Source organism: Caulobacter sp. CCUG 60055 (assembly GCF_022750545.1).
GTDB lineage: Bacteria > Pseudomonadota > Alphaproteobacteria > Caulobacterales > Caulobacteraceae > PUIC01.
The window spans coordinates 106643-132551 of record NZ_PUIC01000014.1 but is presented as its reverse complement, the minus strand read 5'-3'; the positions used below and the strand labels follow the sequence as shown (position 1 = coordinate 132551).

Here is a 25909-nt window from a genome sequence, read left to right as displayed (position 1 = left end):
AGGCCGTCCACACCAACACATGCATGGTGCGCCCCTGCTCGTCGACGGGGTGGCTGGCCACCACCTCGCCGTCGAACGCCTTCTTGTAGAACTCGGCGGCGCGCAGGGCGCCGTCCACCGTGAGATAGGGCACGACCCCGCCCAGAACCTCGGGTTGCGGCGGCTGGGCCGGATTGGCGGCGGCGGTGGTCATGCGACATCTCCTTGCACTGTGCGCCCGCGTCGCGCGGGCTCGTTCAAAGGACGCGCCGGGGCGGCGCGCGCCGACAGGGCCGGCGAAATTATTTGCTTCCCGCCGCGACGCGGCCGGCGGCCGGATGGTCCTGGGCCAGGCGGTCGAGATGCTGACGGATGTGGGCGGCCTCGGCCGCGGTGTTGGCCAGGGCGATGGCCCGCCCGAACGCCTCGCGCGCCTCGGCGGTGCGGCCGAGCTGCTGCAACAGGGCGCCCTTGAGCCCGAAGAAGTGGAAATAGCCGGACAGCTTGGCGCCCAGGGGTTCGATCATGGCCAGGGCGGCGGCCGGGCCGCTGACCTTGGAGGTGGCCACCGCGCGGTTCAGCGTCACCACCGGCGACGGCTGCAGCCGCTCCAGCAGGCCGTACAGCAGGTCGATCTCCGTCCAGTCGGTGTCCTCGGCGCGCGCAGCCCGCGCATGCATGGCGGCGATGGCCGCCTGGACCTGATAGGGACCGGGGCGGCGATGACGGACGGCCTTGTCGATCAGCGCCAGGCCCTCGACGATCATCTCGCGGTTCCACAGGCCGCGGTCCTGGTCGTCGAGCAGCACGATCGAGCCGTCGGCGGCGAAGCGCGCGCCGGAGCGCGAATGCTGCAGCAGCATCAGGGCCAGCAGGCCCATGATCTCGGGCTCGGCCTGGAACAGGCGCAGCAGCAGCCGGGCCAGCCGGATCGCCTCGTCGCACAGGGGGGCCTTGGCCTCGACGGCGTCGGGCCCGGCCGAATAGCCCTCGTTGAAGATCAGGTAGAGCATGGCGGCGACGGCGGCCAGGCGCTGGGCGCGTTCGACCGGACCGGGCGCCTCGAACGGCACGTCCGCGTCGGCGATGCGCCCCTTGGCGCGGGTGATGCGCTGCTCCATGGCGCTGTCGCCGACCAGGAAGGCGCGGGCGATCTGCTTGACCGACAGGCCGCCGACGATGCGCAGGGCCAGGGCGACCTGCTGGGTGACCGGCAGGTCGGGATGGCAGCAGATGAACAGCAGGCGCAGGACGTCGTCGCGGTAGTGGGCCCCGTCCAGCCGTTCGGCCAGCGGCTCCTCGACGTCGTCGAGGTCGGAGATGGCGTCCTCGTCGGGCAGCGCCTGCTGGCGGCTGCGGCGGCGGGTCTGGTCGATGGCGGCGTTGCGGCCGACGAAGATCAGCCAGGCGGCTGGATCGCGCGGCGGCCCCTTCTGCGGCCAGGTCTTGAGCGCGCGCAGGCAGGCGTCCTGGAACGCCTCCTCGGCGATGTCGAGATCGCGGAAATAGCGCAGCAGGGCGCCGAGGGCCTGGGGCCGCGCCGAGGTCAGCGCCGCGTCTATCCAAGCCAGGTCGGTCATTCGGCGAGGGCGCCCGTGGTGAAGGTCGAGATCGGGCGGATCTCGTAGGCGCCGCCGGGATTGGCGCGGCCGAGCTCGCGGGCGGTGTCGAGGACGTGCTCGAGCGAGTCGGCCTCGATCACGTAGAAGCCGAGCAACTGCTCCTTGGTCTCGGCGTAGGGGCCGTCGAGCACCAGGGGCGGATCGCTGTCCTTGCGCAGGGTGGTGGCGGCGGTGGTGGGCACCAGCCGGGCGACGGGGCCGAGCCGGCCCTCGGCGTGCAGGCGCTCCTGCACCGCGGCCAGCTTGGTCATCACCGCGTCGTCCTCGTCCTTGGACCAGGCGCCGACGGCCTCCTCGGAATGGTAGCACAGGATGGTGTAGAGCATGGCGGTCCTCGTTCTCTTCCGAAGGACGAAGGATTACGCCGGCCGCCGACAACGCGCCCGAGAAAAATGGATCGGCCCCGGGGGCCTAGGCTTCGAGCGCGCCGCGCCAGTCGCGCCAGTCGAAGGCGGGCTGGGCGAGAAACTGGTCCAGGAAGCGCCAGGCGCCGGGGTCGTGGTCCAGGTGATGGGTGAGCAGGCCGATCGGCTCGCTCCAGCGTCCATGGCGGCGCCGTTCGGCGAGCTGTCGCCTCAGCCGGCCCAGGAAGCGCGTGCGGCCGCGAAAGCGCGGGGCCTCGCCCCAGCGCATGACGTCGAGATGGGCGTCGAGGCGGCGCAGGCCGCTGGTTTCGCGTCGGCGCGGCCCGTCGAAGCCCGACAGCACCTCGACGCCGCCGGCGGGCAGCGCGGCGAGCAGGGTGGGATGGATGTTGTTCCAGGGCGGCACGAACAGCGGCGTCGCCGCGCCGGCGGCGGCGAAGCGGGCCGAGGCGGCGGCGACCTGGGCCGCGACGTCGTCGACGTCGTCGCCGTCGATGACCTCGCCGGAGGGATCGCCGAGCGGCGCGCGGTTGCGGTGGCGAAAGCCATGCACGGCCAGGGCGACCGCCGGGGCCGTCGCCGTCAGGACGGCGAGGGCGGGCAGGTCGCCGTCGGGGATGGCGGCGACGGTCAGCGGCCGCCGGTGCCGTATCGACAGGGCGATCAGCCGTTCGAGTTGGGGCGTGGGGGCGCGCGCGTCGTCGTCGCGCCACCACAGCACCGGCCGGCGTCCGACCCGCCGCCAGCGGGCGAGTTCGCGGCCGAGGATCAGGTCGAACAGCACGCCGGGTCTCGCGACGCCGCCTCGCCGCCGGCGGCGGTCAGTGCGCAAGCCCGACGCCGTTGTCCAGCTTGGCGGCGACGGCGGACCTTGGGCCCGTCGCCGGGTGGAGCTTGACGGGCGTCCTGGCCGTGGGCGCGATCAGGCGCGCCGGCGGCTTGCTCTGGGCGCGAAGCAGTTCGCGGGCCCGGAGATTGGAGAGGATGGGATAGAGCGCCGCCATCAGGGCGATCAGCACGCCGTACTCGCCCTCGCGATAGCCCTTGCGCGAGACGTAGCATTTGAAGAAGCGGCGGATGCCCCTGAACAGGTCGTCGCCGATCCCCTTGATCTTGCCGCCCTCGGCCAGGTCCTGGGCCCGCAGGGCGGTGTAGCGGCTGAGGCGCTGGATCATGTCGGCGATGTCGTCGTCGACCTTGTGGGCGATGGCCGTCTCCAGCTTGCCGCCGTAGACGCCGTGGAAGCTGGTGCCCGGATGCACGCGCTCGTGCTTCCAGGTCTTGACGCCCTTGCGGAACAGGCGCGCCACCGAGGAACAGCCGAACGAGCCGCCCCAGCCGTCGCGCACCAGACGGTCGCCGACATAGTTGTCGACCGGCACCTGGTACCAGTCGGCCGCGCCCCTGGCGGCGATGGTCAGGCGGATCTCCTGGGCCAGGCGGGGCGGGACGTGTTCGTCGGCGTCGAGTTCGAAGATCCACTCGCCCCGGCAGGCGGCGACCCCGGCCTCCTTGCGCCGGCCCTCGACCGGGAAGATGCCGGAGACGACCCGCGCGCCATGGCGGCGGGCGATCTGTTCGGTGCGGTCGGTGCAGCGGTCGGCGACCACCACGATCTCGTCGCAAAAGGCCAGGCGCTCCAGGCAGGCCGTCAGGCGGGCCTCTTCGTTGTGGGCGCAAACAAGACCGGAAAGCTTCACCATGGTCTCCCCCGGGGGGTCCGCCACGGCGACGTGAACGGACGATCATAGGGGAAACGGCGCCGAACCGGCGCGACCGCAGAAAAAGTTAGCAGAAACTAAAAATTCGCCGAGACCGACAGGGTCCAGGTGCGCGGGCGCTGCGGGGTGACCTGCCGGACCTGGCCGAAGCTGAACGGATTGCCATAGGCGAAGGTGTCGCCGGCGGCGTTGAAGGGGTTCCAGACGAACAGCGCCGCCCGCCAGCGGCCGGCGAGGATCTGGGCCGACATCTTGGCGGTGACGTAGCCGCCCATGGTCGGCGAGTAGCGGCTGTCGAAGGTCAGGCGCGAGCGGCCGACATAGTTGGCCTCGCCGGTCAGCAGCAGGTCGTATCGCGGGGTCAGCGGCTTGCGCCATGCGGCCAGCAGGCCGAACGAGACGTCGGGCACGCCCGGCAGGGCCGAGGTGGAGCTGGCGGCGAAGTTCGGATCGGCGCGGGTCAGCTTGGGGGTGTTGAGCAAGGCGTTGCCCTGCAGGCTGAAGCGGTCGTTCGGCCGCCAGACCGCTTCGGCCTCCAGGCCCAGATTGCGGCCGTCGCCGACATTGGCCGTGTAGGACAGGCCCGAGCTGAAGTACTGGTCGGTCTGGATGCCGTTCCAGACGTCGTAGAACAGCGCCGTGCGCAACCGCAGCCGCCCGTCGAACGGGTTGAAGGCCGCGCCGATCTCGTAGTTGCGCAGGTGGTCCGGCTGGAAGGCGCGCAGCTTGGCCGAGGGCGGCGTCAGGCCGGCGGTGTTGAAGCCGCCGGCGCGATAGCCTTCGGAGGCCAGGGCGTAGACCAGGCCGCCGCCGCCGAGCGCGCGCTGGATCGAGATCTTCGGCGACACGCCCTGGAAATCGGCGTCGCCGGCGAACACGCGCGAGCGTCCGGGCGAGGGCGCGACGACGTTCGAGCGGACGCCGACCGTGGTGCGGAAGACGCGGGCCCCGACGGTGGCCGTCCATCCGCCGCCCAGGTCGTAGGAGATTTCTCCGTAGGCGGCGTATTCGCGCAGGCGGTCGCCGCGATGCTCCTGATAGATGGCGCGGGGCGGGGCGTTGTTGACGCGGGCCCGCAGGTCGTAGGCGCCGGTCTCCTGGCCGCTCGACAGAAAGGCCCCGGCCAGCCAGCGCAGCCGGCGGTCCTCGGGCGAGGACCACACCGCGTCCTCGACGAAACGGCGCACGTGCACGGCCTCGTCGTAGACGCCGACCTCGATGCTGGTGTCGCTGAAGGCGGTGAGAGCGGCGGTGGCGTCGTAGCGGCTGGCGTATTCGTGGTCGATGAGGGCGGTGGTCGATTCGAAGCGGCCCCAGTCGCCGGCGCCGACGACGACCACCGAGGTCGCGGCCAGGCGGTTAGAGTGGGTCTCGCGGACCTGATTGGCCCTCTGCAGCTTGCCCTTGGCCTGGGTGACGTACTGGGTGTCGGTGGAGCTGACGTCCTGGCCGGTTCCGCTCAGGGTGATCGACCAGCCCTCGCCCAGCCGCGCCGACAGGGCGAGCCGGCCGCCGCTGCGGGTGGTGCGGTCGACGTCCGACTGGCGCAGGTTGACGTCGTCGATATAGCCGCCCTCGACGTCGCGATAGGCGACCAGCCGCGCCGCCGCCACGCCCGTGACGACGGGGGCGTTGAGCACGGCCTGGACCTGAGTGCTGGGCGAGCCGGATTCGGTGACGGAGCCGGCGACGGTCGCCTCGCCCGAGACGACGTCGAAGGCCGGCTTGCGGCTGACGATGCGGTAGACCCCGCTGAGCGAGCCGCCGCCATAGAGCGCGCCCTGCGGCCCGCGCAGGATCTCGACCCGCTCGACGTCGGCCAGCTTGAGATCGGGGTCGGGCGCGTTGTGGATCAGCGGGACGTCGTCGAGATAGGTGCCGACGGTCGACTGGGTGCGCCCGGTGAAGGCGCCGTCCGACAACCCCCGCAGCATGATCTTGTCGCGCGACGGGCCGAGGTTGGTGGTGATGAAGCCCGCCGCCTGCCGGGCGACGTCGCCGGTGTCGATGGCGCCGGTGGTCGTCAGCACGTCGCCGCCGATGATGCTGAGGCCGCCGGGCAGGCTTCCGAACCGGGTCGCGCGGCGATTGGTCGTCACCACCAGTTCGTCGATGGACCCGCTGGCCGGGCGGGGCGACGGCGCGACCATGGCCGCGGCCACGGGGGCGGGGTGCGGCAGGAACGGCCATCGCCGGGCGCGGACGATGCGGACCGTGCGCGCGTCGACCATCTCGTAACGGCAGGACGAGCCGGCGAGCAGATGATCGAGGGCCTCGGTCAGGGTGTACTGGCCGACCAGCGGCCGGCTGCGGCCGTGGCAGGCGGGCGTGCCGCCGATCGTCGCCCGCGCCTGCAGGCCGAGGTCGATCAGGGCGTCGGCCAGGGACTTGGCGGGGATGTCATAGGCGCGCCGCGGCGCTTCGGCCCGGGCCGCGCCGACGGCGGCGCCCGAGGCCAGCAAGCCCGCGATGAAAGCGATACTGGCGCGCACTGAAATCGCGGCGTCCCCCGACGACCCTGGTCGGGAGGCTTTTAGCGCGAATGCAGGACGACCGCGCCCCCCGAAAATGTCGCAGAAACCGGCAGAAGTTCGGTCAGCCGCCGGACCGTAGCGTCCTGGCCGTCGACCATCAGCACGCCGGAGAACCGCAGGTTGGCGGTCTGGGCGCCGTCCAGGCGGACCGGCTTGGCGAAATAGCGGTTGAGATCTGCCGCAACCTCGCTCAGCGGGCGGTCGCGATAGATCAGCCGGCCGCTGCGCCAGCCGAACACCTCGTCGGGCGAGACCTCGCTGACCGCCGCGTCCTCGCCGCCCTCGACGTGCTCGAGCTGCTGGCCGGGACGCAGGCGCACGGCCGAACCCGCCCCGCCGGACTTGGGCGAGACCTCGACCAGGCCGCGGCTGACGGTCACCGCCACCCGGCCGTCGCGATGGCGGACGTCGAACTGGGTGCCGACCACGCGGACGGTCTCGTCGCCGACCGTGATCAGGAACGGCCGCTTCTCGTCCTTGGCGACGTCGAAGATCGCCTGGGCGTCGTCCATGACCACCCGCCGGGCCGATTTCTCCATCCGCACCGAGATGTGCGAGGCGGCGTTGAGGTCGATGCGGCTGCCGTCGGCCAGGGTGATCGTTTTGTGCTCGCCCTTGCCGGTGGCGTAGGTCTGGTAGGGCGTCGCCACGTTCCAGGGCGCGATGACCACCGCCGCCGCCACGGCCGCGGCGGCCGCCATGGCCGAGCCGGCGGCGGGCAGCCAGCGCCGCGTCCGGGACCGGCCGGGGGCCGTTCGGGCGGCGCGGTTGGGGAACGGCACCACCACCCCGCCCTCGTCGAGGGCGTCGCGCAGGCGCGGGGCCAGATGGTCGACCTCGGCGTAGAGCATCACGGCCGCGTCGTAGGCGGCCTTGTTGGCGGGGTGCCCATCCAACCAGGCGTCGAAGGCGCGCCAATCCGCCTCGCCGACGTCCTGCTCGCGCAGTTTCGTCAGCCAGTCGACAGCCGCCTCCAAAATCTGTTCGGCCTGGGTCATTCTGACGTCCCGACTCGACGGCCCACGCCGCCATATTGCCCCATAAACGGCGCCGTCGCCCTGCAACCACAGATGTTTTTATCGATAATCGAGGTCGTCATTGCATTTTTTTAATCAGCAGCTTCATCGCTGCGCTGATGTGCTTTTCGACGGCGCTCTTGCTGACCCCCATGGCCGCCGCCGTCTCGGCGTGGCTCAGGCCTTCCAGCTTGTGCATCCGGAAGGCGCGGGCGGTCTGCGGCGGCAGCGACGACACGGCTTCGACCAGGGCGTTCAGCCGCTGGCGGCTGGCCACCACCTCGTCCGCCCCCGGCGCGTCGACCACCGGCGCGCCGGCCACCTCCATCACCTGTCCGCGCTGCCAGGCCTGGTCGCGCACGGCCGATCGCTGACGGCTGCGCAGCCGGTCGATCATCAGGTTGTTGGCGATGCGGAAGAGCAGGGCCGAGCTGACCTCGCCGGACATCGTCTCGGCGTCGAGGCCGGCGATCTTCAGGTATAGGTCCTGGATCAGGTCCTCGGCCTCGGCGGCCGAGCGCAGGCGGCCGGTGAAGAAGCGCACGAGATTGTCGCGCCGCTCCGTATAGAGCCGGAGCAGCGCCTCGACGCCGGCCGGCGCGGGATGCGGATGATGTTCGCCCTCGGACAGGCGGGGTCTCCACTTGACGCGACGGGCGGCTCCTGGCGCAGGCAGGGCGGCCGACCACCATCGACCGCCCCCTTTTATGTGGCTGGGAAAATGTTGCAACCGGTCCCGATCAAAGGCCGCCCGGCCGGCAGTCGTTGCGCAGGAACCCGTCGATCTCGGTGAGCTGCTGTTCGGCCATGGCCGGCGTCCACGTCACATAGGGGTGCCCCATGTCCTTGATCTCCAGGTACTTGTAGGGCTTGCCGGCCGTCTTCAGCCGATCGGCGAAGGCGCGCGAGTCCTTGATGTCGACGGTGCGGTCGCGGTCGCCGTGATAGAGGAACACCGGAATCTTCACTTCGCCGGCCTGCTGGATGGCGTCGAGCCCGTCGACGCTGGGCCGTTGCAGTTCGCGCAGGATGCGATTCTCCGACGTGCCGCGCTTGAAGCTGGCGATCGAGCCGCCGGCCCCGGAGATGCTGCACTGATAGAGGCCGTTGGGCCGGATGGCGGCGACGAGGGCGGCGTAGCCGCCGTACGAATAGCCGAACAGGGCCATGCGCTTGGGGTCGGCGAGCTTCTGGTCGACCAGCCACCGGGCGCCGTCGTCGTTGTCGTCCTGCATCTTGCCGCCCCATTCGCGGTCGCCGGCCCGCCAGAGCTTCTCGCCCCAGCCCTGCGATCCGCGGAATTCGGGCTGCAGCACCACATAGCCGTGGGCGGCCAGGTATTGCGGCCAGCCGCTGGGGTCCCAGTCCATCACGTCCCGGGCCCAGGGGCCGCCGTGCGGCAGGATGATCGCCGGGTGCGGCCCGGCGCCGTACCGCGCCTCGGGCGGGGTGGTCAGGAAGGCCGGGATCATCAGGCCGTCGCGGGCGGCGTACTGCACCAGGCGGGTGTGGCCCAGCGATTCGGGCCGCAGCCAGGGGCGCGCGCGACCGAGCAGGGTCAGCTTGCCCTGGTCGGACAGCAGGTAATATTCGGCCGGGAACTGCGGGCCGGATTTTTCGACAATGGCGTATCTGAGGTCCTTGGACCAGCTCTCCAGCGTGGCGTCGGCGCCCTCGCTGAGGGTCAGGCGGGTCTTGTCGCCGGTGGCGGGATCGGTCCAGGCGACCTGGCCGGTCTTGACGCCCAGGGCCTTCTTCACGCCGTCGGCCAGGCTCTTGAGCTTGTCGTCGAGCCAGTAGTCGCGCGGCTTGTCGGCCAGGTAGCTGAAGCCCTGCAGGTCGCCGTCGTCGGACTGGCGGACGGTCGGGGGGGCGAAGCTGTAGCCGACGTCGAACAGCTTGTGGGCGAACACCGGCTCCAGGATCTTCCGCTGGGCGATGTCGTATTCGTAGAAGCCGGACTTGTCGCCGTTCTGGCGGGCGACGATGTAGATGATGTTGGGGTCCTTGGTGAACGCCGCCACCGAGGGCGCGGTGCGGTCCTTGGCGTAGGAGCGGAAATGCTCCTCCCAGGCGCCGGTGGCGGGGTTCTTGATCCACTGGGCGAAATAGGCCTTGCCGTCCTGGAAGCCGACCTCCACCCGGGCCCGGACCTCGCCCTTGAGGTCGGCCTGGACGTCGCCGAACTTGCTGGAGCCGTGGTCCACGCGCTCGGCGCGGCCGGTGTAGACGTTGACGCGGTAGATGTCGCCGCGCCCGGCGGCGCGGTTGTCCTCGACCAGGACGTTCTCCTTGTCGAGCGGCAACTCGCTGATGATCGAGGCGCTGGTCAGGCTGTCGTAATAGTCCTGGTCGCTGTTCGAGCCGCCTGATTCCGGCAGCAGGGTGCTCCACTTCTCGCCGCGCAGGTCGGTGATGTACTGCTTGCTGAGGTGCCCGCGCATGGTGCCGATGGTCAGCGTCTGGATGGCGGTGACCAGCAGCCGGTCGTCCTTGAGGAACGCCACCTTCAGGAAGCGCATGTGGGTCGAGCCGATGATCGTCGGCTTCTGTTCGGGCGCATCGGTCCGCCAGACCGAGATGGTCGCCTGATCGCCGTCCGCCGAGGTGAGGGCGACGATGTGTTTGCCGTCGCGGGAGATCGACACGTCGCTGATCGCCGGAGCGCGGGCGAACTCCCTGGCGGCCGGGACGGGGGTTTCGGCGCGGGCGCCGGCGGGCGGGGGCGAGGCCGCTGCGGCCACGATCAAGACGGCGGAGAGGGTGATGCGTGGAACGGCGTTAGCCCAAATTTCGCCCAAATTCCGCTTCGATCGGCGCGGCTTCGATCTATCTCGCATTTTTCCTCCCAGAGTGGAATTTCACGCCAGTGAATATCGCTGGTGTGCAAAATTAGAGGAAATCATCCTCTCCTACACGGATGGGTTGGAGTTTCCCTGCTTTGCAGTGTGGCGAGATTGCGACGCCTCGTCGCCATAATTGTTTCGCGATTGCGACGCGGGTTGAGGCATGTGTCGGAACTGTTACGGTCCCGGCAATCTGCGAGTGGGTTCGCAAAAAAATCACGAACTTCTCGCTTTTTCGATTAAGGGGGACTCCTGTAAATGGCTAACGCCAGGAAGCTTTTGCTTAATTCAACGATCATTGCAGGATCGATTGCTCTTGCGGCCATGAGCGTTCCCGCTCTCGCCCAGACCGCCGCCGAGACCAAGGGCGAAACCGCCAAGTCGGCCGAGATCGAAGAGCTGGTGGTCACCGGCTCGCGCCTGAAGCGCAGCAACTTCAACAGCCCGGCGCCGATCACGGTGATCACCACCGAGAACAGCGCCCTGCAGGGCCTGGTCGACACCGGGGCGATCCTGCAAGGCTCGACGATCGCCAGCACCGCGGTGCAGATCGACAACAACTTCACCGGTTTCAACACGGTCGGCGGCGCCGGCGTCAACTCGCTGTCGCTGCGCGGCCTGGGCGCCCAGCGCACGCTGTTCGTGATCGACGGCAAGCGCGCCGGCCCGGCCGGCGTCGGCGGTCAGGTCGGTCCGTTCGACCTCAACACCGTGCCGGCCTCGATGGTCGACCGCTTCGAGATCCTGAAGGACGGCGCCTCGTCGATCTACGGCTCCGACGCCGTGGCCGGCGTGGTCAACGTCATCACCAAGAAGAACAACGACAACGCCGAGCTGAACGTCTACGGCAACGTGCCGTTCGAAAGCGGCGGCCAGGTCTACCGCGTCAGCGGCAGCAAGGGCTGGACCTGGAGCCGCGGCCACGTCCAGGTCGGGCTTGACTACTTCACCATGCGCGGCCTGCGCTATTCGGACCGCGACTACCTGGCCTGCCCGGTCGACTACGCCTTCGACCCGCAGACCGGCGCGCGCCTGGACCTGATCGATCCGAAGACCGGGACCTTCGCCTGCGTCAACACCGCCAACGCGGTGGTCACCAAGTCGTCCACGACCACCTCGGGCACGGGCGCCTCGCCCTCCGGCCGGTTCATCATCGACCCGACCGCCACGGCCGACGGCTTCAACCTCAACGGCTACCGGGCCGTCAACCGCGGCACCGGGACCCCCGGCGCCTTCAACGGCTCGACCGGCGCCTACGGCACCGGCCTCTACGGCCGCAACGTCGTCACCAACCAGGCGCAGTATCTGAGCTTCGTGCCCGCCTGCGCCGGCCAGACCAACCAGACCGCCCTGACCGCCTCGTGCACGGCCGGCATCCTGGCCTTCGCCCGCTCGACCCAGGCCGCCCAGCCGACCGACTCGCCGTTCATGCGCCGCCGTCACGCGGTGTCGCCGGTCGACCGCTACACCTTCTTCGGCAACGGCGCCTTCGACCTGACCCCGACCGTCCAGGTCTATGGCGACCTGCTGCTGAACCGTCGCGACTCGGCCCAGGACACCGTCCGCCAGCTGTTCCCGACGGTCAACGCGGCCAACCCATCCAACCCCTTCAACCCGGCCGCCAACCCGAACTACACCGGCCCGGCGTCCAACGCCCAGCCGGTGATCCTGCTGCCGTCCGACAAGAAGCAGACCGTCGACTACGCCCGCGTGGTGATCGGCCTGCGCGGCGACCTGCCCGACACCTTCGGCTTCCTGTCGAACTGGTCGTGGGACATATACGGCCAGTACGCCAAGTCGTCGGCCGACTACGAGCAGCAGTTCATCTACAACGACCGGGTCAACGCCACGATCGGCGCCTCGGCCTGCAACCCGGCCCTGATCACCATCTCGAACACGCCGGGCCTGGCCTGCACGCCGGTGAACTACTTCAAGGCCGCGACGCTCAACAGCGGCCAGTTCACCTCTGACGAAGCCGCCTTCCTGTTCGGCAACGAAAAGGGCCACACCGACTACACCCACCAGTACGTCGAGGCCTCGCTGAGCGGCGACCTGTTCACCCTGCCGGCCGGCAAGGTGGCGGCCGCGGTCGGCGTCCAGCTGCGCAAGGAAGAGCTGAACGACACCCCCGGCTACAACGCCCGCAACAGCAACTACTGGGGCGCGACCACCTCGGGCATCACCCGCGGGTCGGACACCATCACCGAGGTGTTCGGGGAAGTCGAAGTGCCGGTCCTGAAGGGCATGCGCTTCGCCGACAGTCTGACGATCAACCTGTCCGACCGCTACAGCGACTATGACAGCTACGGCGGCAGCAATACCTACAAGGTCGGCGTCAACTGGCAGATCGTGCCGGCCTTCCGCCTGCGCGCCACCAAGGGCACCTCGTTCCGCGCCCCGGCGCTGTACGAGCTGTACCTGGCCAACCAGACCGGCTTCCTCAGCCAGGCCGCGGTGGACATCTGCTACCAATACGGCACCAACCCGCAGGTCACCTCGCGTCAGGCCGCCAACTGCGCCGCCATCGGCCTCGCGCCGACCTACAACGCGGCGAACGCCAGCGGAGCGACGATCACGGCGGGCGGCGGCAAGGGCTATCTGAAGGCCGAGGATTCCGACGCCTGGACGGTCGGAGCCGTGTGGACGCCGTCGTTCACCGACCTGCGCGTGGCCTTGGACTATTCCGAGATCACCATCAACAACCAGGTTCAGCAGTTCGGCGCGGCCAACATCGTCAGCCAGTGCTTCGACTCGGGCAGCTTCCCCAACAACCTCTACTGCTCGCTGATCCAGCGGGACACCACGGCCGGGTCGCCGACCTTCGGCATGATCACGGGGATCACCAACAACTACCTGAACGTGGCCAAGCAGTGGAGCCACAACATCGACCTGGAGGCGCAGTACCGGCACGACTTCCCGCTCGGCCGCCTGTCGATCACCAGCCAGTTCACCTGGGTTCTCGACTGGTACACCCAGCTGCAGAGCACGATGCGGCCGACCAAGAACCAGGGCTTCACCGGCTATCCGGACTTCACCGGGACCATCAACGCCCGGTTCGACCACGAGGACTGGACGTTCGCCTGGGCCACCCAGATGTACGGCAAGACCTCCGATGTCGACGACGCCTACAGCGGCTACGGCACCGACACCGTGCCCTATCGCGACCAGACGGCGTACCTGAAGCGTCACCTGGAGTTCGTGGCCTATCACGACCTGTCGGTGCGCAAGAAGTTCGACACCTTCTCGGTCACGGTCGGTGTGCAGAACGTCTTCGACAACCCGCCGCCGTTCTATTCGACCTCGTCGCTGAACCGCATCTCGAACATGCGCCTGGCGTCGCAGTACGACCTGATCGGCCGTCGCGCGTTCTTCGAGATCAACAAGCGCTGGTAGGCTGACGCCTCGAGCGCGAGCTCGAAGGGGGCGGCGGGGGAGACCCCGCCGCCCCTTTTTCGTTCCGGCCGCCGGCGCGGGCTAGGCGTCGGCCGGCGGCCGGCGCGGCTTGCGCCTGGCCTTGAAGAAGTCCTTGAGCAGGCCGGCGCATGCCTCGGCCAGCAGTCCGCCCCGAACCTCGGGCCGCCAATGGCAGGTCGGCTGGGCGAAGAACCGGGGACCGTGGATCACCGCGCCGCCCTTGGGGTCGTCCGCCCCGAACACCACCCGGCCGATGCGGGCGTGGCTGATGGCGCCGGCGCACATGGCGCAGGGCTCCAGCGTCGCCACCAGCGTCAGGCCGGTGAGGCGATAGTTGCCAAGGCGTTCGGCGGCCCGCCGCAGGGCCAGGATCTCGGCGTGGGCGGTGGGATCGTGGGCGGCGATGGGGCCGTTGCCGGCCGCGCCCAGGATCTCGCCGGTGGCCGGGTCGATCACCACCGCGCCCACGGGCGTCTCGCCGGCCGCCGCCGCCTCGCGGGCGAGGGCGAGGGCCGCGCGCATGGCGGCGAGGTCGTGGTCGTCGATGGGGGCGGGCTGGTCGCTCAAGCAGGGACGCCGTTTTGCGTTTGGCCGCGGGCGGCCTATCCTGGCCGCCCCATCGAGAGATGGCGCAGCCTTCGACGGAACCCTTTAAGATGAATTCCTATTCCCCACAAACCGACACCGAAGAGACCCGGGACGGCGAGCGCGTCGCCAAGGCGCTGGCGCGGGCGGGCGTGGCCTCGCGGCGCGAGGTCGAGCGCCTGATCGAGGCCGGCCGGGTCAGCCTGAACGGCCAGGTGCTGACCACGCCGGCGGTCAAGGTCGCGCCGGGCGACATCCTCACCGTCGACGGCGAAGTGGTGTCCGAGCCGGAGCCGACGCGGGTCTGGCGCTATCACAAGCCGGTCGGCCTCTTGACCTCGCACAGCGATCCCCAGGGGCGTCCGACCGTGTTCGAGAACCTGCCCGACGGCCTGCCGCGGGTGATCTCGGTCGGCCGTCTCGACCTCAATTCCGAGGGGCTGCTGATCCTGACCAACGACGGGGCGCTGGCGCGGGCGCTGGAGCTGCCGGCCAACGCCTGGGTGCGGCGCTATCGGGCCCGCGCGCGCGGCCACGCCACCCAGGCCAAGCTCGACCGCCTGAAGGACGGCGTCACCATCGAGGGCGTCCACTACGGCCCGATCGAGGCGACGCTCGACAAGGCCAAGGAGGGGGCGGCCGGCGCCAATCTGTGGATCACGGTCACCCTGACCGAGGGCAAGAACCGCGAGGTCCGCAAGGTGCTGGAATCCCTCGGCCTGACCGTGAACCGGTTGATCCGCCTGTCCTACGGCCCCTTCCAGCTCGGGCCCCTGCCGGTGGGCGCGGTCGAGGAGGTCGGGCCGCGCGTCATCCGCGAACAGCTCGCCGCCTATGTGCCGGCCGAGAACCTGCCCACGGGCGACCGCACGGTGCGCGCCGCCGCGCCGCGGGCGGCCAGCGGCGTCGCCGCCGGCGACGGCCGTCGTCGCGGCCGCACCGCGCCGGGCGCCGTCGCCGCGGTCGTGGCGGTCGAACCGTCGCCGGCCGTCGAGACGCCGCGCAAGCCGGTCTACAAGGCCGGTTGGGCCAAGCCGAAGAAGAAGCCGGGGCCGGCGCGCAAGCCCAAGGGGCCGCCCAAGTCGGCCAAGGCCGACGCCGCCCGGCCGCCGGTGCGCGGCGTCGATCTCGGCGGCCCGCCCGGCAAGCGCCCCGCCCGCTCCGGCGGCGCGACCTCGGTCAAGGGCGCCGGCCGGCCGGCCGGCGAGGCCGGCGGCCGGTCCAAGGCCCCGGCTGGTTCGAGCCGGTCCGGTTCGGGCGCGCTGGGCCAGGGCAAGCCTGGCCAGAGTAAGTCAGGCCCGAACAAGCCTGCCCCGAGCAAGCCTGGCCACGGCGCGTCCGGCCAGGTCAAACCGGGCCGGGGCGGATCGGCCCGGCCCGGGCCCGGCGGACTCAGGCCGGGCAAGCCAGGACCGGGTCCGAAGCGGCGGGGCTGAACGTCGGGCTTTTCGCGGGTGCGGAAGGACCTGTAAGGTCCATCTCGCATTTGCGACATGAGCGACCCGGAACACCGGGCGCCAGGACCAGGGGAGCTTCGTCCGACATGAGCCAAGCCGACGCCGGAACCGCCGATCTGGTCCTTCCCGACCTGCGCGAGACGATGCGCGAGGCGGCGCGGGCCGCGCAGGCCTTTGTCGCCGAGGCGCGGGCGGCGGTGCGGGCCAAGGTCTCGGCGGACGGCAAGATCGACCGCAAGGCGGCCGACCGCGAACAGCACGCCGTGCATGGCTTCGGCTGGTACGCCACCTACGCCGAGCTGATGACCCAGGTCTCGGCCTGGGCCGACGGCCTGGCGGCCGAGGGCGCGTTCGGCGAGGTCGAGGCCCTGCTGGCCCAGCTGCTGCTGGCCGAATACGCCTGCCAGCTGGTCGGCGGCGTGCCGATGAACCAGGGCGAGGTCGTGCGCCCGGCCGACCTCGGCGTCGATCGCCAGACCATGGACCTGCTGTTCGCCCCGCCGCTGGCGCGGCTGATGCAGGCGGCCGGCGGCCAGGCGGTCAAGACCCGCGTCGCCGAGCTGCTGTCCGAGGCGCGCGGACGGCCGACCCTGGAGCGCACCGGTCTCGACGAGACCTTCGAGATGATCCGCGACCAGTTCCACGCCTTCGCCGAGGAAAAGGTCGTCCCCTTCGCCCATCAATGGCACCTGGAGGACCAGCTCATCCCGATCGCGTTGATCGGCGAGCTGGGCGCGCTCGGCGTGTTCGGCCTGACCATCCCCGAGGAATTCGGCGGCGCGGGGCTGGGCAAGACCGCCATGTGCGTGGTCTCCGAGGAGCTGAGCCGCGGCTATATCGGCGTCGGCTCGCTGGGCACCCGCTCCGAGATCGCCGCCGAGCTGATCCTGACCGGCGGCACCGAGGCGCAGAAACAGCGCTGGCTGCCCAGGATCGCCTCGGCCGAGGTCCTGCCGACGGCGGTGTTCACCGAGCCGAACACCGGCTCGGACCTGGGATCGCTGCGCGCCCGCGCCGCGCGCGACGGCGACGACTATGTGGTGACGGGGAACAAGACCTGGATCACCCACGCCGCCCGCGCCGACATGATGACCCTGCTGGTCCGCACCGATCCGCAGACCACGGACTATCGCGGCCTTTCCATGCTGCTGGCGCCCAAGACCCGGATGAACGAGGCCGGCGACTTCCCGACGCCGGGCATGAGCGGCGGCGAGATCGGGGTGATCGGCTATCGCGGCATGAAGGAGTACGAGCTCGGCTTCGACGGCTTCAGGGTTCCGGCGGAAAACCTGCTCGGCGGGGTCGAGGGCCAGGGCTTCAAGCAGCTGATGGCCACCTTCGAGAGCGCCCGCATCCAGACGGCGGCCCGGGCCATCGGCGTGGCCCAGTGCGCCATGGAGACCGGCCTTCGCTACGCCCTCGACCGCCGGCAGTTCGGCGGCCCGATCTTCGAGTTCCCCCGCGTGCACAACAAGTTGGCGATGATGGCGGCCGAGATCATGGGCGTGCGCCAGCTCACCTATTTCGCCGCCCGCCGCAAGGACGAGGGCAAGCGTTGCGACCTGGAGGCCGGCATGGCCAAGCTTCTGAGCGCCCGGGTCGCCTGGGCGGCGGCCGACAACGCCCTGCAGATCCACGGCGGCAACGGCTTCGCCATGGAGTACGCGATCAGCCGCGTGCTGGCCGACGCCCGCATCCTCAACATCTTCGAGGGGGCCGGCGAGATCCAGGCCCAGGTCATCGCCCGCCGTCTGCTGGAGGAGGGGGCGAACTAGGGCCGGGCCGCCACCCCCTCGAACAGCAGGCCGAGCTGGCGGTCCATGATCGCGGTCAGGGCGGCGGCGTCGGCGCCTTCCTGCACCACCCGGCGATAGTTCCAGAAATAGGCGGCCAGCAGGGCCTCGATGAACAGCGGCACGTCGGCGTCGGGCCGCACGTCGCCGGCCTCGATCCCCCTGCGCAGCTGTTCGCCCAGCATCTCCTGCAGCCGCTTGTTCTGGCCGAGCGGCGTCACGGCGCCGTCGAGCGGCCAGCCGTAGGAGGCGGCGATATAGGCGACGAACAGCCGGGCGCGGCGCATCTCGAAGCTGTAGTGGATGGCCATCAGGCTGCGCAGCCGGTCGACCGTCGGGCCGCGCAGGTGCGGCGCGACGCGCTCGAGTTCGGCGTAGAGCGCCTCCAGCCGGTCGACCATGACCTGGCTGAGGATCTCGGCCTTGCTGGCGAAGGTGGTGAACACGCTGCCGACGGCCACCCCGGCACGATCGGCGATCTGCCGCGTGGTCGTCGCCTCGAACCCCGCCGCGTCGAACAGGTCCCGCGCTGCGGCCAGCACCCGGCCCCGCGTCGCCTGCTTCTGTGTGTCTCTTACGCCCAAACGCCCCGCTCCCCTTCATTTCCAAACGCCGAACCGTTCCGGGCGGTGGGCCCGGAACGGTCCGCGAGGGGCTCTTGGCGGCCCCCTCGATCGTTCAATCCCCCAAAGGCCGCGCCCCTCAGGCGGCCTTGCGGCTTCCCGCCAGGATGACGCCGATCTGGTCGTTCAACCGATCGACCAGCGCCTCCAGCGCCCAGCCGTCGTAGGCCGCGCGCCGATAGTTCGACAGATAGCTGTCCCAGATCATTTCGCCGATCAGCCGGACGTCCAGGTCGTGCGGCAGTTCGCCACGCTCGACGCCCCGGCTCAGCACGTCGCTGACCAGGCCGATCATCGGGCGCAGGCCTTCGCGGTTGCGCTGCTCGGCGGCCGGGCTGCGCGACCACGACACGCTGATGCCGGCCTGGGCCAGCGGCAACTGGGCCAGGTGGAACTCGTAGGCCACCGTGAACAGGGCGCTGAGCGCGCCGGCCGTCCCGGCCTCGCGGGCGGCCGCCTCGCGCATGGCGTCGAGCGTCGCCTCGTAGTCGGCGATGATGACTTCGTTGAACAGGTCGGACTTGTCGCTGAAGCTGGCGAACACCGCTCCGGTCGACATGCCCGCCGCCGCCGCGATGTCGCGGATCGTCGCGCCTTCGTAGCCGCGCTCGGTGAACAGCGCCTTGGCCGCGTTCAGCACGCGCTGGCGGGTCTGCAGCTTGGCGAGGGCGCGGCGGGTGAGGGGACGGCCCGGCGCAGCGAGAATGCGGGCGGGTATATGGTTCATCGGATGGTCTCCTGGCGTGCGAGGGGGAGCCCGCCGCCTGTCTTCAGGTCAGTGCGATAGTCAGCGACGAAGGCGCGCGGCGGTCAGGGACGTGATCGGCCGCGGGAACGCGGCGTCTCGTGTCGAACCGAAGCGAACCATCGTCTGGTCTCCTGGGCGCCGCGGACGGCGCGCCGGTTTGTCGCCTCGCCTTCCGGCGAGGCGGCGACAATGAGTGAGCGCGCTCACTCAAACAGCCCAGCCCCAAGTGCGTCATGTAAACGGCTGACACTACTTATCCGCGAATTCGCCTTGGCGGACGCGAAAAGTAGCGTTTTTTGTCGTCGTTTCCGGATTTTGTGCCGGATTCAACGCGCCCGATCGGTGACCGTGTTCGTCGAGCATGGTCGATATAGGTCGGTGACCATCGTTCAGCAAGCCACTTTTTCTCGAAATTGCGCTCGGCTTGAGGCGATCTGAGGGCCGCCGCGCCTTTGCGCTCGCCTCGGCGGGGCCCCCGCGCGTACAATCGGGGCATGAACCTGTTCGACTATCTGATCCCCGCCGCGTTGCTCGCGGTGGCGGTCACCCTGGGCTTCGGAATCTACGCCCTGTTCCGCGGCGGGGATTTCGGCCGCACCTATTCCAACAAGCTGATGCGCCTGCGCGTGGTGCTGCAGTTCGTCGCCGTCCTGATCCTGGTCGCCGCCTTCTGGTGGCGCGGCAAGCTCGGCTGAGCCCCCGCCGCATGGTCACGCTTAACAAGATCTACACGCGGACGGGCGACAAGGGGCGGACGCGGCTGTCCACCGGCGAGCCGGTCAAGAAGTACGACCTGCGCGTGGCCGCCTACGGCGCGGTGGACGAGACCAACGCCTGCATCGGCCTGGTGCGCCTGCACACGGCGGGCGACGCCCTGCTCGACCCGATGCTGTCGCGCATCCAGAACGACCTGTTCGACCTGGGGGCCGACCTGGCCACCCCCGATCGCGGCGAGAAGCTGGCCTGGGAGCCGCTGCGCATCCTCGACGGGCAGGTCGAACGGCTGGAGCGCGAGATCGACCAGATCAACGCCGAGCTCGAGCCGCTGACCTCGTTCATCTTGCCGGCGGGGTCGCCGGCGGCGTCCTATCTGCACCTGGCGCGCACGGTCTGCCGTCGCGCCGAACGGGCGGCGGTCGAGCTGGCCGACGTCGAGGGCGAGACGGTCGGGCCGGCGGCGATCAAGTACCTCAACCGCCTGTCGGACCTGCTGTTCGTCGCCGCGCGGCAGGCCAACGACAAGGGGCGCGCCGACGTGCTGTGGGTCCCGGGGGCGACGCGCTAGTCCGGCGCAGAGCCGGGACCTGGTGGCGGGGCGCGCGCCGAGGTCCCGGGACGATCAAACGAGAATCAGGGCTTGGCCGGGGCCTGGGCGGCGGGCGTCGCGGCCGGCGTTCTGGCGATCCCGGCCACCGACGGCAGGTCGGGCCGGCCCGGGAAGCGCCCGGTGATGGTCGACAGCGGCATGGGCGTGGCGCAGATGCGGTCGCGCCAGTCCCACCAGCTGCCCTGGGCCTCGCACCGCTGCTCGGGCCATTTCCAGAACACCTGGTAGCTCCAGATCGCCACGTTGCCGATGACGAAGAGGCCGAGGAAAATCAGCTTCAGGCGATTGATCGTGCGGTTCATGCGGGCTCTGCGGGGACGCTTTTTGCGCGAAGCCGGGCTTCGCCCCGAAAGCGTCGCGGATTTCTTGTCGGTTCGAGCGGCGAACTCGCACAAACTTCCCCATACGTCAATTTGAACGAATGTTTTCCGTGCGTTGACAGGGGGCGGCCCGCTTGTCAGTTTGCCGCGCATTTTGCGGCGCAGCGAAAAATCGCGCGGCCGCCAATTCCAGGTCTGAGGGCGAAAAGACCATGAAAATTCTCGTCCCGGTGAAACGGGTCATCGACGCCAACGTCAAGGTCCGGGTGAAGCCCGATCAGTCCGGCGTCGACCTTTCCAACGTCAAGATGTCGATGAACCCCTTCTGCGAGATCGCGGTCGAGGAAGCCGTGCGTCTCAAGGAAAAGGGCGCGGCCGCCGAGATCGTCGTGGTCTCGATCGGCCCGGCCCAGGCGCAGGAGACCATCCGCACCGCCCTGGCCATGGGCGCCGACCGCGGCGTGCTGATCCAGACCGACGACGACGTCGAGCCGCTGGAGGTGGCCAAGCTGCTGCAGGCCGTGATCGGCCAGGAAGCGCCGGAACTGGTGCTGATGGGCAAGCAGGCCATCGACGGCGACAACAACGCCGTCGGCCAGATGCTGGCGGCCCTGCTCGACTGGCCGCAGGCCACCTTCGCCTCGAAGGTCGAGATCGAAGCCGGCAAGGCCAAGGTCACCCGCGAAGTCGACGGCGGCCTGCAGACGCTGGAAGTCGACCTTCCCGCCGTCGTCACCGCCGACCTGCGCCTCAACGAGCCGCGCTACGCCAGCCTGCCCAACATCATGAAGGCCAAGAAGAAGCCGATCGACGTCAAGTCGACCGGCGACTACGGCGTCGACGTCAAGGGCCATCTCAAGGTGCTCAAGGTGTCGGAACCGCCGAAGCGCTCGGCCGGCGTCAAGGTCGAAACCGCCGCCGATCTGGTCGGCAAGCTCAAAGAAGCGGGGGTGCTGTAATGGCCGTTCTCGTCATCGCCGATCACGACAACGCGTCGCTGAAGGACTCCACCGAAAAGACCGTCACCGCCGCCAAGGCGTTGTCGGCCGACGTCGACGTGCTGGTCGCCGGCCAGGGCGTCGACGCGGTCGCGGCCGAAGCGGCCAAGATCGCCGGCGTGCGCAAGGTGCTGGTCGCCGAGAGCGACGCGCTGGGCAAGCAGATCGCCGAGGCGGTCACCGCCGCGGCGCTGCCGCTGGCCGCCGGCTACGACGCCATCCTGATCCCGGCCACCGCCGGCGGCAAGAACGTCGCCCCGCGCATCGCCGCCAAGCTCGACGTGGCCCTGATCAGCGACATCGTCGAAGTGGTTTCGGCCGACACCTTCGTGCGCCCGATCTACGCCGGCAACGCGCTGGAGACGGTGCAGTCGTCCGACGCCAAGAAGGTGGTCACCGTCCGCGCCACCGCCTTCAAGGCGGCGGGCCAGGGCGGCTCGGCCACGATCGAGAAGGTCGACGCCGGCGCCGGCGCGGCCAAGACCCGCTTCGTCTCCGACGAGATCGTCAAGTCCGACCGTCCCGAGCTGGCCGCCGCCAAGATCGTCGTCTCCGGCGGCCGCGCCCTGGGCTCGGCCGACGAGTTCCAGAAGGTGATCGAGCCCCTGGCCGACAAGCTGGGCGCCGCCGTCGGCGCCAGCCGCGCCGCGGTCGACGCCGGCTATGCGCCCAACGACTACCAGGTCGGCCAAACCGGCAAGGTCGTCGCCCCGCAGCTCTATGTCGCCGTGGGCATCTCCGGGGCCATCCAGCACCTGGCCGGCATGAAGGACTCCAAGGTGATCGTGGCGATCAACAAGGACGCCGACGCGCCGATCTTCCAGGTCGCCGACTACGGCCTGGTCCAGGACTACAAGACCGCCGTGCCGGAGCTGATGGACGCCCTGGCCGCCGCGGGCAAGTAAGCCTCCGAACGCCGCCGTTCGCGAAAAAGGCCCGGAGCGCGAGCTCCGGGCCTTTGTGCGTTCAGGCCATGCGCGCCTCGGCGCGGCGTCACCGGCTGGCCAGGGTGATCGGCGCGCCGACCTTGGCGACGACATAGGGGGCGTTGCGTTCGGTCCAGCGCAGCTCGTCGTGCAGGGCGGCGGTTTGCGAGGCGGAGGCCGGCGGCGGGGGCGGCGAGGCGAGGACCAGCCCCAGCGCGAGCACGGTCGCAGCGCCCGCGAAGATCAGGATCTTCATCGGTCGGGTCTTTCGGATGCAGGGTGAAAAGAACGAGCGGCGCCGCATGTCGACAATGCCTCCGAGGGGCCTGTTCCGCGAACGATAGTTTTTGCCTCGGGTTGTGAATGGCGCTAACAACCCGCGCATGAGCCGTCTGCCCCCGTTCCTGGCGCTGAGAGCCTTGGAAAGCGCCGCCCGCCACCGCAGCTACAGCCGCGCCGCCGCCGAGCTCAACGTCACCCACGGCGCCGTCAGCCAGCAGATCCGGCGGCTGGAGGCCGAGTTCGGCCTGCGGCTGTTCCATCGCCAGGGCAACGCCATGGCCCCGACCCCGGTCGCCGCGGCGCTGGCCTCGCGGGTGAGCGAGGCCCTGGCCGTGCTGGAGCGGGGCGTCGACGAGCTGCGTTCGGACGCCGACTGCGGCCCCCTGGTCCTGACCGTGGTGTCGCATTTCGCCACCCGCTGGCTGGCGCGCCGCCTGGCCCGGTTGACCGACGACCTCGGCGGCGAGCGCCTGACCCTGCGCGTCGAGGACCGCATGGTCGACTTCTTCTCCGAGCGGGTCGACGTCGGCCTGCGCCATGGCTCGGGCGACTGGCCCGGGCTGGAGGCGACGCCCCTGCTCATGGACAGCCTGTTTCCGGTGTGCAGCCCCGAGTTCCTCGCCCGCTATCCGCTGCGCGAGCCGGCCGATCTGCTCAAGGCGCCGCTGCTGCGCCAGAACGGCCGGCCGTGGAGCCTCTGGATGCGCTGCGTCGGCGTCGAGGCCCCGCCGGCCCAGGGCGGCCTGATCTTCGAGGATTCCGCCCTGCTGGTCGACGCCGCCCTGCACGGCGTCGGCGTGGCCCTGGCCCGCAGCGGCCTGGTCGAGGAGGACCTGCGCACGGGCCGCCTCGTCCGTCCCTTCCCGGAATCGGTGGACGCCCGCGCCGGCTATTTCGTGGTGTGGCGGGGCGACAATCCCAAGCTGCCGCGCATCCTCAAGCTGCGCGACTGGCTGGTGGCCGAGGCGCAGATCCCCCGCGCGGCGGCCTAGACCCGGGCGGCCTCGGCGGCGCGGACCAGGCGGTCGAACAGCTCGCGCGGCTCGAACGGCTTTTGCAGCAGGTCCTCGGCCTGGAGCTCGACCGGCAGGGCCTCGCGGTCGAGATAGCCGGTCATGATCAGTCCTGGCAGCCCGGGCAGCAGGGCGCGCGCCTGCCGCAACAGCTCGGCGCCGGTCATGCCCGGCATGGCGAAATCGGCCAGCAGCACGTCGGGCCTGAGGCCGCCCTGCAGGCGGGCCAGGGCCTCGGCGCCGCCGGCCGCGCCGACGACGCCGTGGCCGGCCTCGCGCAGCAGCTCGCAGACATAGGCGCGGACGGCGTGGTCGTCCTCGACCACCAGCACGTTCATCGGCGGCGCCGGCCGGGCGAAGACGGCCGGGCCTTCGGCCAGCCCGCTGGGCTCGGCCACGCCCGCCGCCGCGCGCGGGGCGAACAGCATCACCTCGGTGCCGAAGCCCAGAGCGCTGTCGATGCGCAGGCCGCCGCCGAGCTGCTTGGCCAGGCCCGCGACCTGGCTGAGGCCCAGGCCCGAGCCCTTGCCCACCGGCTTGGTGGTGAAGAACGGCTCCACCGCGCGGGCCAGCACGTCCGGCGTCATGCCCGAGCCCTCGTCGCGCACCGAGACCATGACGTAGTCGCCGGGCTCGGGCTCGTGCAGGCCGCCCGGCTCGCCCAGCGACACCGCGCGGGTGGCCAGGGTGATCACCCCGTCGCCGCCCATGGCGTCGCGGGCGTTGATCGCCAGGTTCAGCAGCGCCAGCTCGACCTGGGCCGGGTCGACCACGGCCAGCGGCAGGTCGGCCGCCAGGGCGTGCTCGACCTTGATCGCCCCGCCCAGGGTGCTGGTCAGCAGGTCGCTCATGCCGGCGATCAGGGCGTTGAGGTCGACGGCGCGGGTCTCCAGGCGCTGCCGGCGCGAGAAGGCCAGGAGCTGGGCGGTCAGCTTGGCGCCGCGCTGGGCGGCGTGCAGGGCGTTGGTGACCAGCCGGCGGGCGCGCTCGTCCTCGATGCGCTTGAGGGCCAGGTCCAGGCCGCCGATCACGGCGGTGAGCAGGTTGTTGAAGTCGTGCGCCACGCCGCCGGTCAACTGGCCGACGCCCTCCAGGCGCTGGGCCTGGCGCAGGGCCGCCTCGGCCTCCAGCTTGTCGGTGACGTCCTGCATGGCCAGCACGCCCAGCACCAGCCGGCCGTCGGAATCGCGTACCGGCGCGGCGCTGACCTCCAGCGAGGCGATGCGGCCGCCGGGCTGGCGATAGAGGTGCAGCTCGCGGCTGACGTGCTCGCCCTGCAGCACCACCCGGCTGAGCGGGTATTCGTGGGCGCTGAGCGGGCGGCCGTCGGTGTGGAAGCCATGATGGGCGGTGTAGTCGCGCCAGCTTTCGGCCGGCGGCGGCGTGTGGCCCATCAGCCGGGCGGCCTCGGCGTTGGAGAAGGCCAGGCGGCCGTTGGGGGCCTCGGCGATGATCACGCCCAGCGGCATCTGTTCGAGCACCGCGCGCATGCGCTCTTCCGAGCGGCGCAGGGCGGCGGTCTCCAGCACGGTCAGTTCGGCGAAGCGCCGGTCGAAGACGGCCGCCGCCAGGCTGAGGCACAGCACCATCAAGGTGGCGCCCGCCACGCCCAGGGCGATGATCAGCGGCGTGGTCGCGCTGTAGACGTGCGTCTCCATTCCGGCGGGGATGAACCGCACGGCGGCCATGCCGGTGTAGTGCATGCCGACGATGGCGAAGCCGAGGATCACCGCCGCGCCGATCTTCCGGGGCAGGCTCTGTTCGCCGCGCGCCGCCGCCAGGGCGCTGATCGAGGCGCCGACGGCGATGACCAGCGACAGGGCCACCAGCCAGGGGTCGTAGCGCAGCACCCCGTCCATGCGCATGGCCGACATGCCGACATAGTGCATGGCGCAGATGCCCACGCCCATGAACACGCCGGCGCCGACCAGGCGCGCCTGCGGCGGCGGGGCGAAGCGCCACTGAAGCTTGAAGTCCGCCGGCGGGGCGGCCAGGAAGGCGCCGCCGGTGGCGACGATGGCCAGGGCCAGGGACAGCAGCGTCGGGCCCGGGGCGTAGCTGACCGGCGCTCCCGGGTCGTAGCCGAGCATCGCCACGAAATGCATCGACCAGATGCTCAGGCCGAGGCCCAGGGCGGCGCCGGCCAGCCAGGCCAGCCGGGCGCGGCCGGCGTTGGCGTCGACCCGGCGCGCCAGGTCCAGCGCGGTCCACGAGCCTGCGACGGCGATGACCACGGAAAGGACGGTGAAAACCGGCTGGTGCGCGTGATGCATGCCCCACCCTGCATCGAAGACGGTAAAGCCTACAGCGAATCGCCGATCGGCCCAGAGCGCCAGCGCA

General features: G+C 70.4%; 22 protein-coding genes and 1 pseudogene. 8 read left to right on the top strand and 15 right to left on the bottom strand.

What is annotated here, in order from left to right:
* From C5708_RS17090 to C5708_RS19585, 9 genes and pseudogenes are all read right to left on the bottom strand, one after another.
* Positions 1–193, bottom strand: a pseudogene (locus C5708_RS17090) (hypothetical protein); the annotation flags it as partial.
* 88 nt (positions 194–281) lie between these two features.
* Positions 282–1559, bottom strand: coding sequence for an RNA polymerase sigma factor (locus C5708_RS17085; protein ID WP_242922971.1), 1278 nt, complete (start codon positions 1557–1559; stop codon positions 282–284).
* Positions 1556–1927, bottom strand: coding sequence for a YciI family protein (locus C5708_RS17080; protein WP_242922970.1), 372 nt, complete (start codon positions 1925–1927; stop codon positions 1556–1558). The genes C5708_RS17085 and C5708_RS17080 overlap by 4 nt, the downstream gene beginning before the upstream one ends.
* Positions 1928–2012: 85 nt before the next feature.
* On the bottom strand, positions 2013–2798 hold the full coding sequence (locus tag C5708_RS17075; RefSeq protein ID WP_242922969.1) for a polysaccharide deacetylase: 786 nt from the start codon (positions 2796–2798) through the stop codon (positions 2013–2015).
* Complete coding sequence (locus C5708_RS17070; protein ID WP_242922967.1) at positions 2788–3669, bottom strand: glycosyltransferase family 2 protein; 882 nt, start codon at positions 3667–3669, stop codon at positions 2788–2790. Before C5708_RS17070 ends, C5708_RS17075 begins: the two co-directional genes overlap by 11 nt.
* A 95-nt stretch (positions 3670–3764) precedes the next feature.
* Positions 3765–6179 (bottom strand): TonB-dependent receptor, encoded by a 2415-nt coding sequence (locus tag C5708_RS17065; protein ID WP_242922965.1) that lies wholly within the window; start codon positions 6177–6179, stop codon positions 3765–3767.
* 41 nt (positions 6180–6220) lie between these two features.
* Positions 6221–7219 (bottom strand): FecR domain-containing protein, encoded by a 999-nt coding sequence (locus C5708_RS17060; protein ID WP_242922963.1) that lies wholly within the window; start codon positions 7217–7219, stop codon positions 6221–6223.
* A gap of 97 nt (positions 7220–7316) precedes the next feature.
* Positions 7317–7967, bottom strand: coding sequence for an RNA polymerase sigma factor (locus C5708_RS17055; protein WP_242922960.1), 651 nt, complete (start codon positions 7965–7967; stop codon positions 7317–7319).
* A gap of 10 nt (positions 7968–7977) precedes the next feature.
* Positions 7978–9981 (bottom strand): prolyl oligopeptidase family serine peptidase, encoded by a 2004-nt coding sequence (locus C5708_RS19585; protein ID WP_242922958.1) that lies wholly within the window; start codon positions 9979–9981, stop codon positions 7978–7980.
* A 426-nt stretch (positions 9982–10407) separates the two neighbouring features.
* On the opposite strand from C5708_RS19585, the gene C5708_RS17045 reads away from it, so the two are divergent.
* Positions 10408–13476, top strand: a complete 3069-nt coding sequence (locus C5708_RS17045) for a TonB-dependent receptor (RefSeq protein ID WP_242922956.1) — start codon at positions 10408–10410, stop codon at positions 13474–13476.
* Between the two features lie 81 nt (positions 13477–13557).
* Here C5708_RS17045 and tadA read toward each other — a convergent pair whose 3' ends face one another.
* Positions 13558–14019 carry a tRNA adenosine(34) deaminase TadA gene (gene tadA / locus C5708_RS17040; RefSeq protein ID WP_242922977.1) on the bottom strand — a complete coding sequence of 154 codons (462 nt, stop codon included), beginning with the start codon at positions 14017–14019 and terminating at the stop codon, positions 13558–13560.
* Between the two features lie 134 nt (positions 14020–14153).
* Here tadA and C5708_RS17035 point away from each other — a divergent pair, with 134 nt between their 5' ends.
* Both C5708_RS17035 and C5708_RS17030 read left to right on the top strand, forming a co-directional pair.
* Positions 14154–15518 (top strand): pseudouridine synthase, encoded by a 1365-nt coding sequence (locus tag C5708_RS17035; RefSeq protein WP_242922954.1) that lies wholly within the window; start codon positions 14154–14156, stop codon positions 15516–15518.
* Positions 15519–15625: 107 nt separating this feature from the next.
* Positions 15626–17314, top strand: a complete 1689-nt coding sequence (locus tag C5708_RS17030) for an acyl-CoA dehydrogenase family protein (RefSeq protein WP_242922952.1) — start codon at positions 15626–15628, stop codon at positions 17312–17314.
* Here the strand turns inward: C5708_RS17030 and C5708_RS17025 are convergent.
* Positions 17311–17916: a TetR/AcrR family transcriptional regulator gene (locus tag C5708_RS17025; RefSeq protein WP_242922950.1), complete on the bottom strand. Its 606-nt coding sequence runs from the start codon at positions 17914–17916 to the stop codon at positions 17311–17313. The two genes, C5708_RS17030 and C5708_RS17025, sit on opposite strands and share 4 nt — an antisense overlap.
* 118 nt (positions 17917–18034) lie before the next feature.
* Positions 18035–18682, bottom strand: a complete 648-nt coding sequence (locus tag C5708_RS17020; protein WP_242922948.1) for a TetR/AcrR family transcriptional regulator — start codon at positions 18680–18682, stop codon at positions 18035–18037.
* 515 nt (positions 18683–19197) lie between these two features.
* Here C5708_RS17020 and C5708_RS17015 point away from each other — a divergent pair.
* Both C5708_RS17015 and C5708_RS17010 read left to right on the top strand, forming a co-directional pair.
* On the top strand, positions 19198–19398 hold the full coding sequence (locus C5708_RS17015; protein WP_242922946.1) for a twin transmembrane helix small protein: 201 nt from the start codon (positions 19198–19200) through the stop codon (positions 19396–19398).
* Positions 19399–19409: 11 nt separating this feature from the next.
* Complete coding sequence (locus C5708_RS17010) at positions 19410–19988, top strand: cob(I)yrinic acid a,c-diamide adenosyltransferase (protein WP_242922945.1); 579 nt, start codon at positions 19410–19412, stop codon at positions 19986–19988.
* A 65-nt stretch (positions 19989–20053) separates the two neighbouring features.
* Here the strand turns inward: C5708_RS17010 and C5708_RS17005 are convergent, their stop codons facing one another.
* Complete coding sequence (locus tag C5708_RS17005) at positions 20054–20332, bottom strand: hypothetical protein (RefSeq protein WP_242922944.1); 279 nt, start codon at positions 20330–20332, stop codon at positions 20054–20056.
* A 230-nt stretch (positions 20333–20562) separates the two neighbouring features.
* Here C5708_RS17005 and C5708_RS17000 point away from each other — a divergent pair, with 230 nt between their 5' ends.
* Together C5708_RS17000 and C5708_RS16995 are read left to right on the top strand one after the other, a co-directional pair.
* Entirely contained in the window at positions 20563–21309 is a 747-nt protein-coding gene (locus C5708_RS17000; protein ID WP_242922943.1) for an electron transfer flavoprotein subunit beta/FixA family protein, read from the top strand.
* Positions 21309–22253 (top strand): electron transfer flavoprotein subunit alpha/FixB family protein, encoded by a 945-nt coding sequence (locus C5708_RS16995; RefSeq protein ID WP_242922942.1) that lies wholly within the window; start codon positions 21309–21311, stop codon positions 22251–22253. Before C5708_RS17000 ends, C5708_RS16995 begins: the two co-directional genes overlap by 1 nt.
* A gap of 88 nt (positions 22254–22341) precedes the next feature.
* Here C5708_RS16995 and C5708_RS16990 read toward each other — a convergent pair whose 3' ends face one another.
* Entirely contained in the window at positions 22342–22530 is a 189-nt protein-coding gene (locus tag C5708_RS16990) for a hypothetical protein (protein ID WP_242922941.1), read from the bottom strand.
* 127 nt (positions 22531–22657) lie between these two features.
* On the opposite strand from C5708_RS16990, the gene C5708_RS16985 reads away from it, so the two are divergent.
* A complete protein-coding gene (locus tag C5708_RS16985) occupies positions 22658–23548 on the top strand; it encodes a LysR substrate-binding domain-containing protein (RefSeq protein WP_242922940.1) in 891 nt (296 codons plus the stop codon).
* Here the strand turns inward: C5708_RS16985 and C5708_RS16980 are convergent.
* Positions 23545–25842 (bottom strand): MHYT domain-containing protein, encoded by a 2298-nt coding sequence (locus C5708_RS16980; RefSeq protein ID WP_242922938.1) that lies wholly within the window; start codon positions 25840–25842, stop codon positions 23545–23547. The two genes, C5708_RS16985 and C5708_RS16980, sit on opposite strands and share 4 nt — an antisense overlap.
* Positions 25843–25909 lie beyond the last annotated feature (67 nt).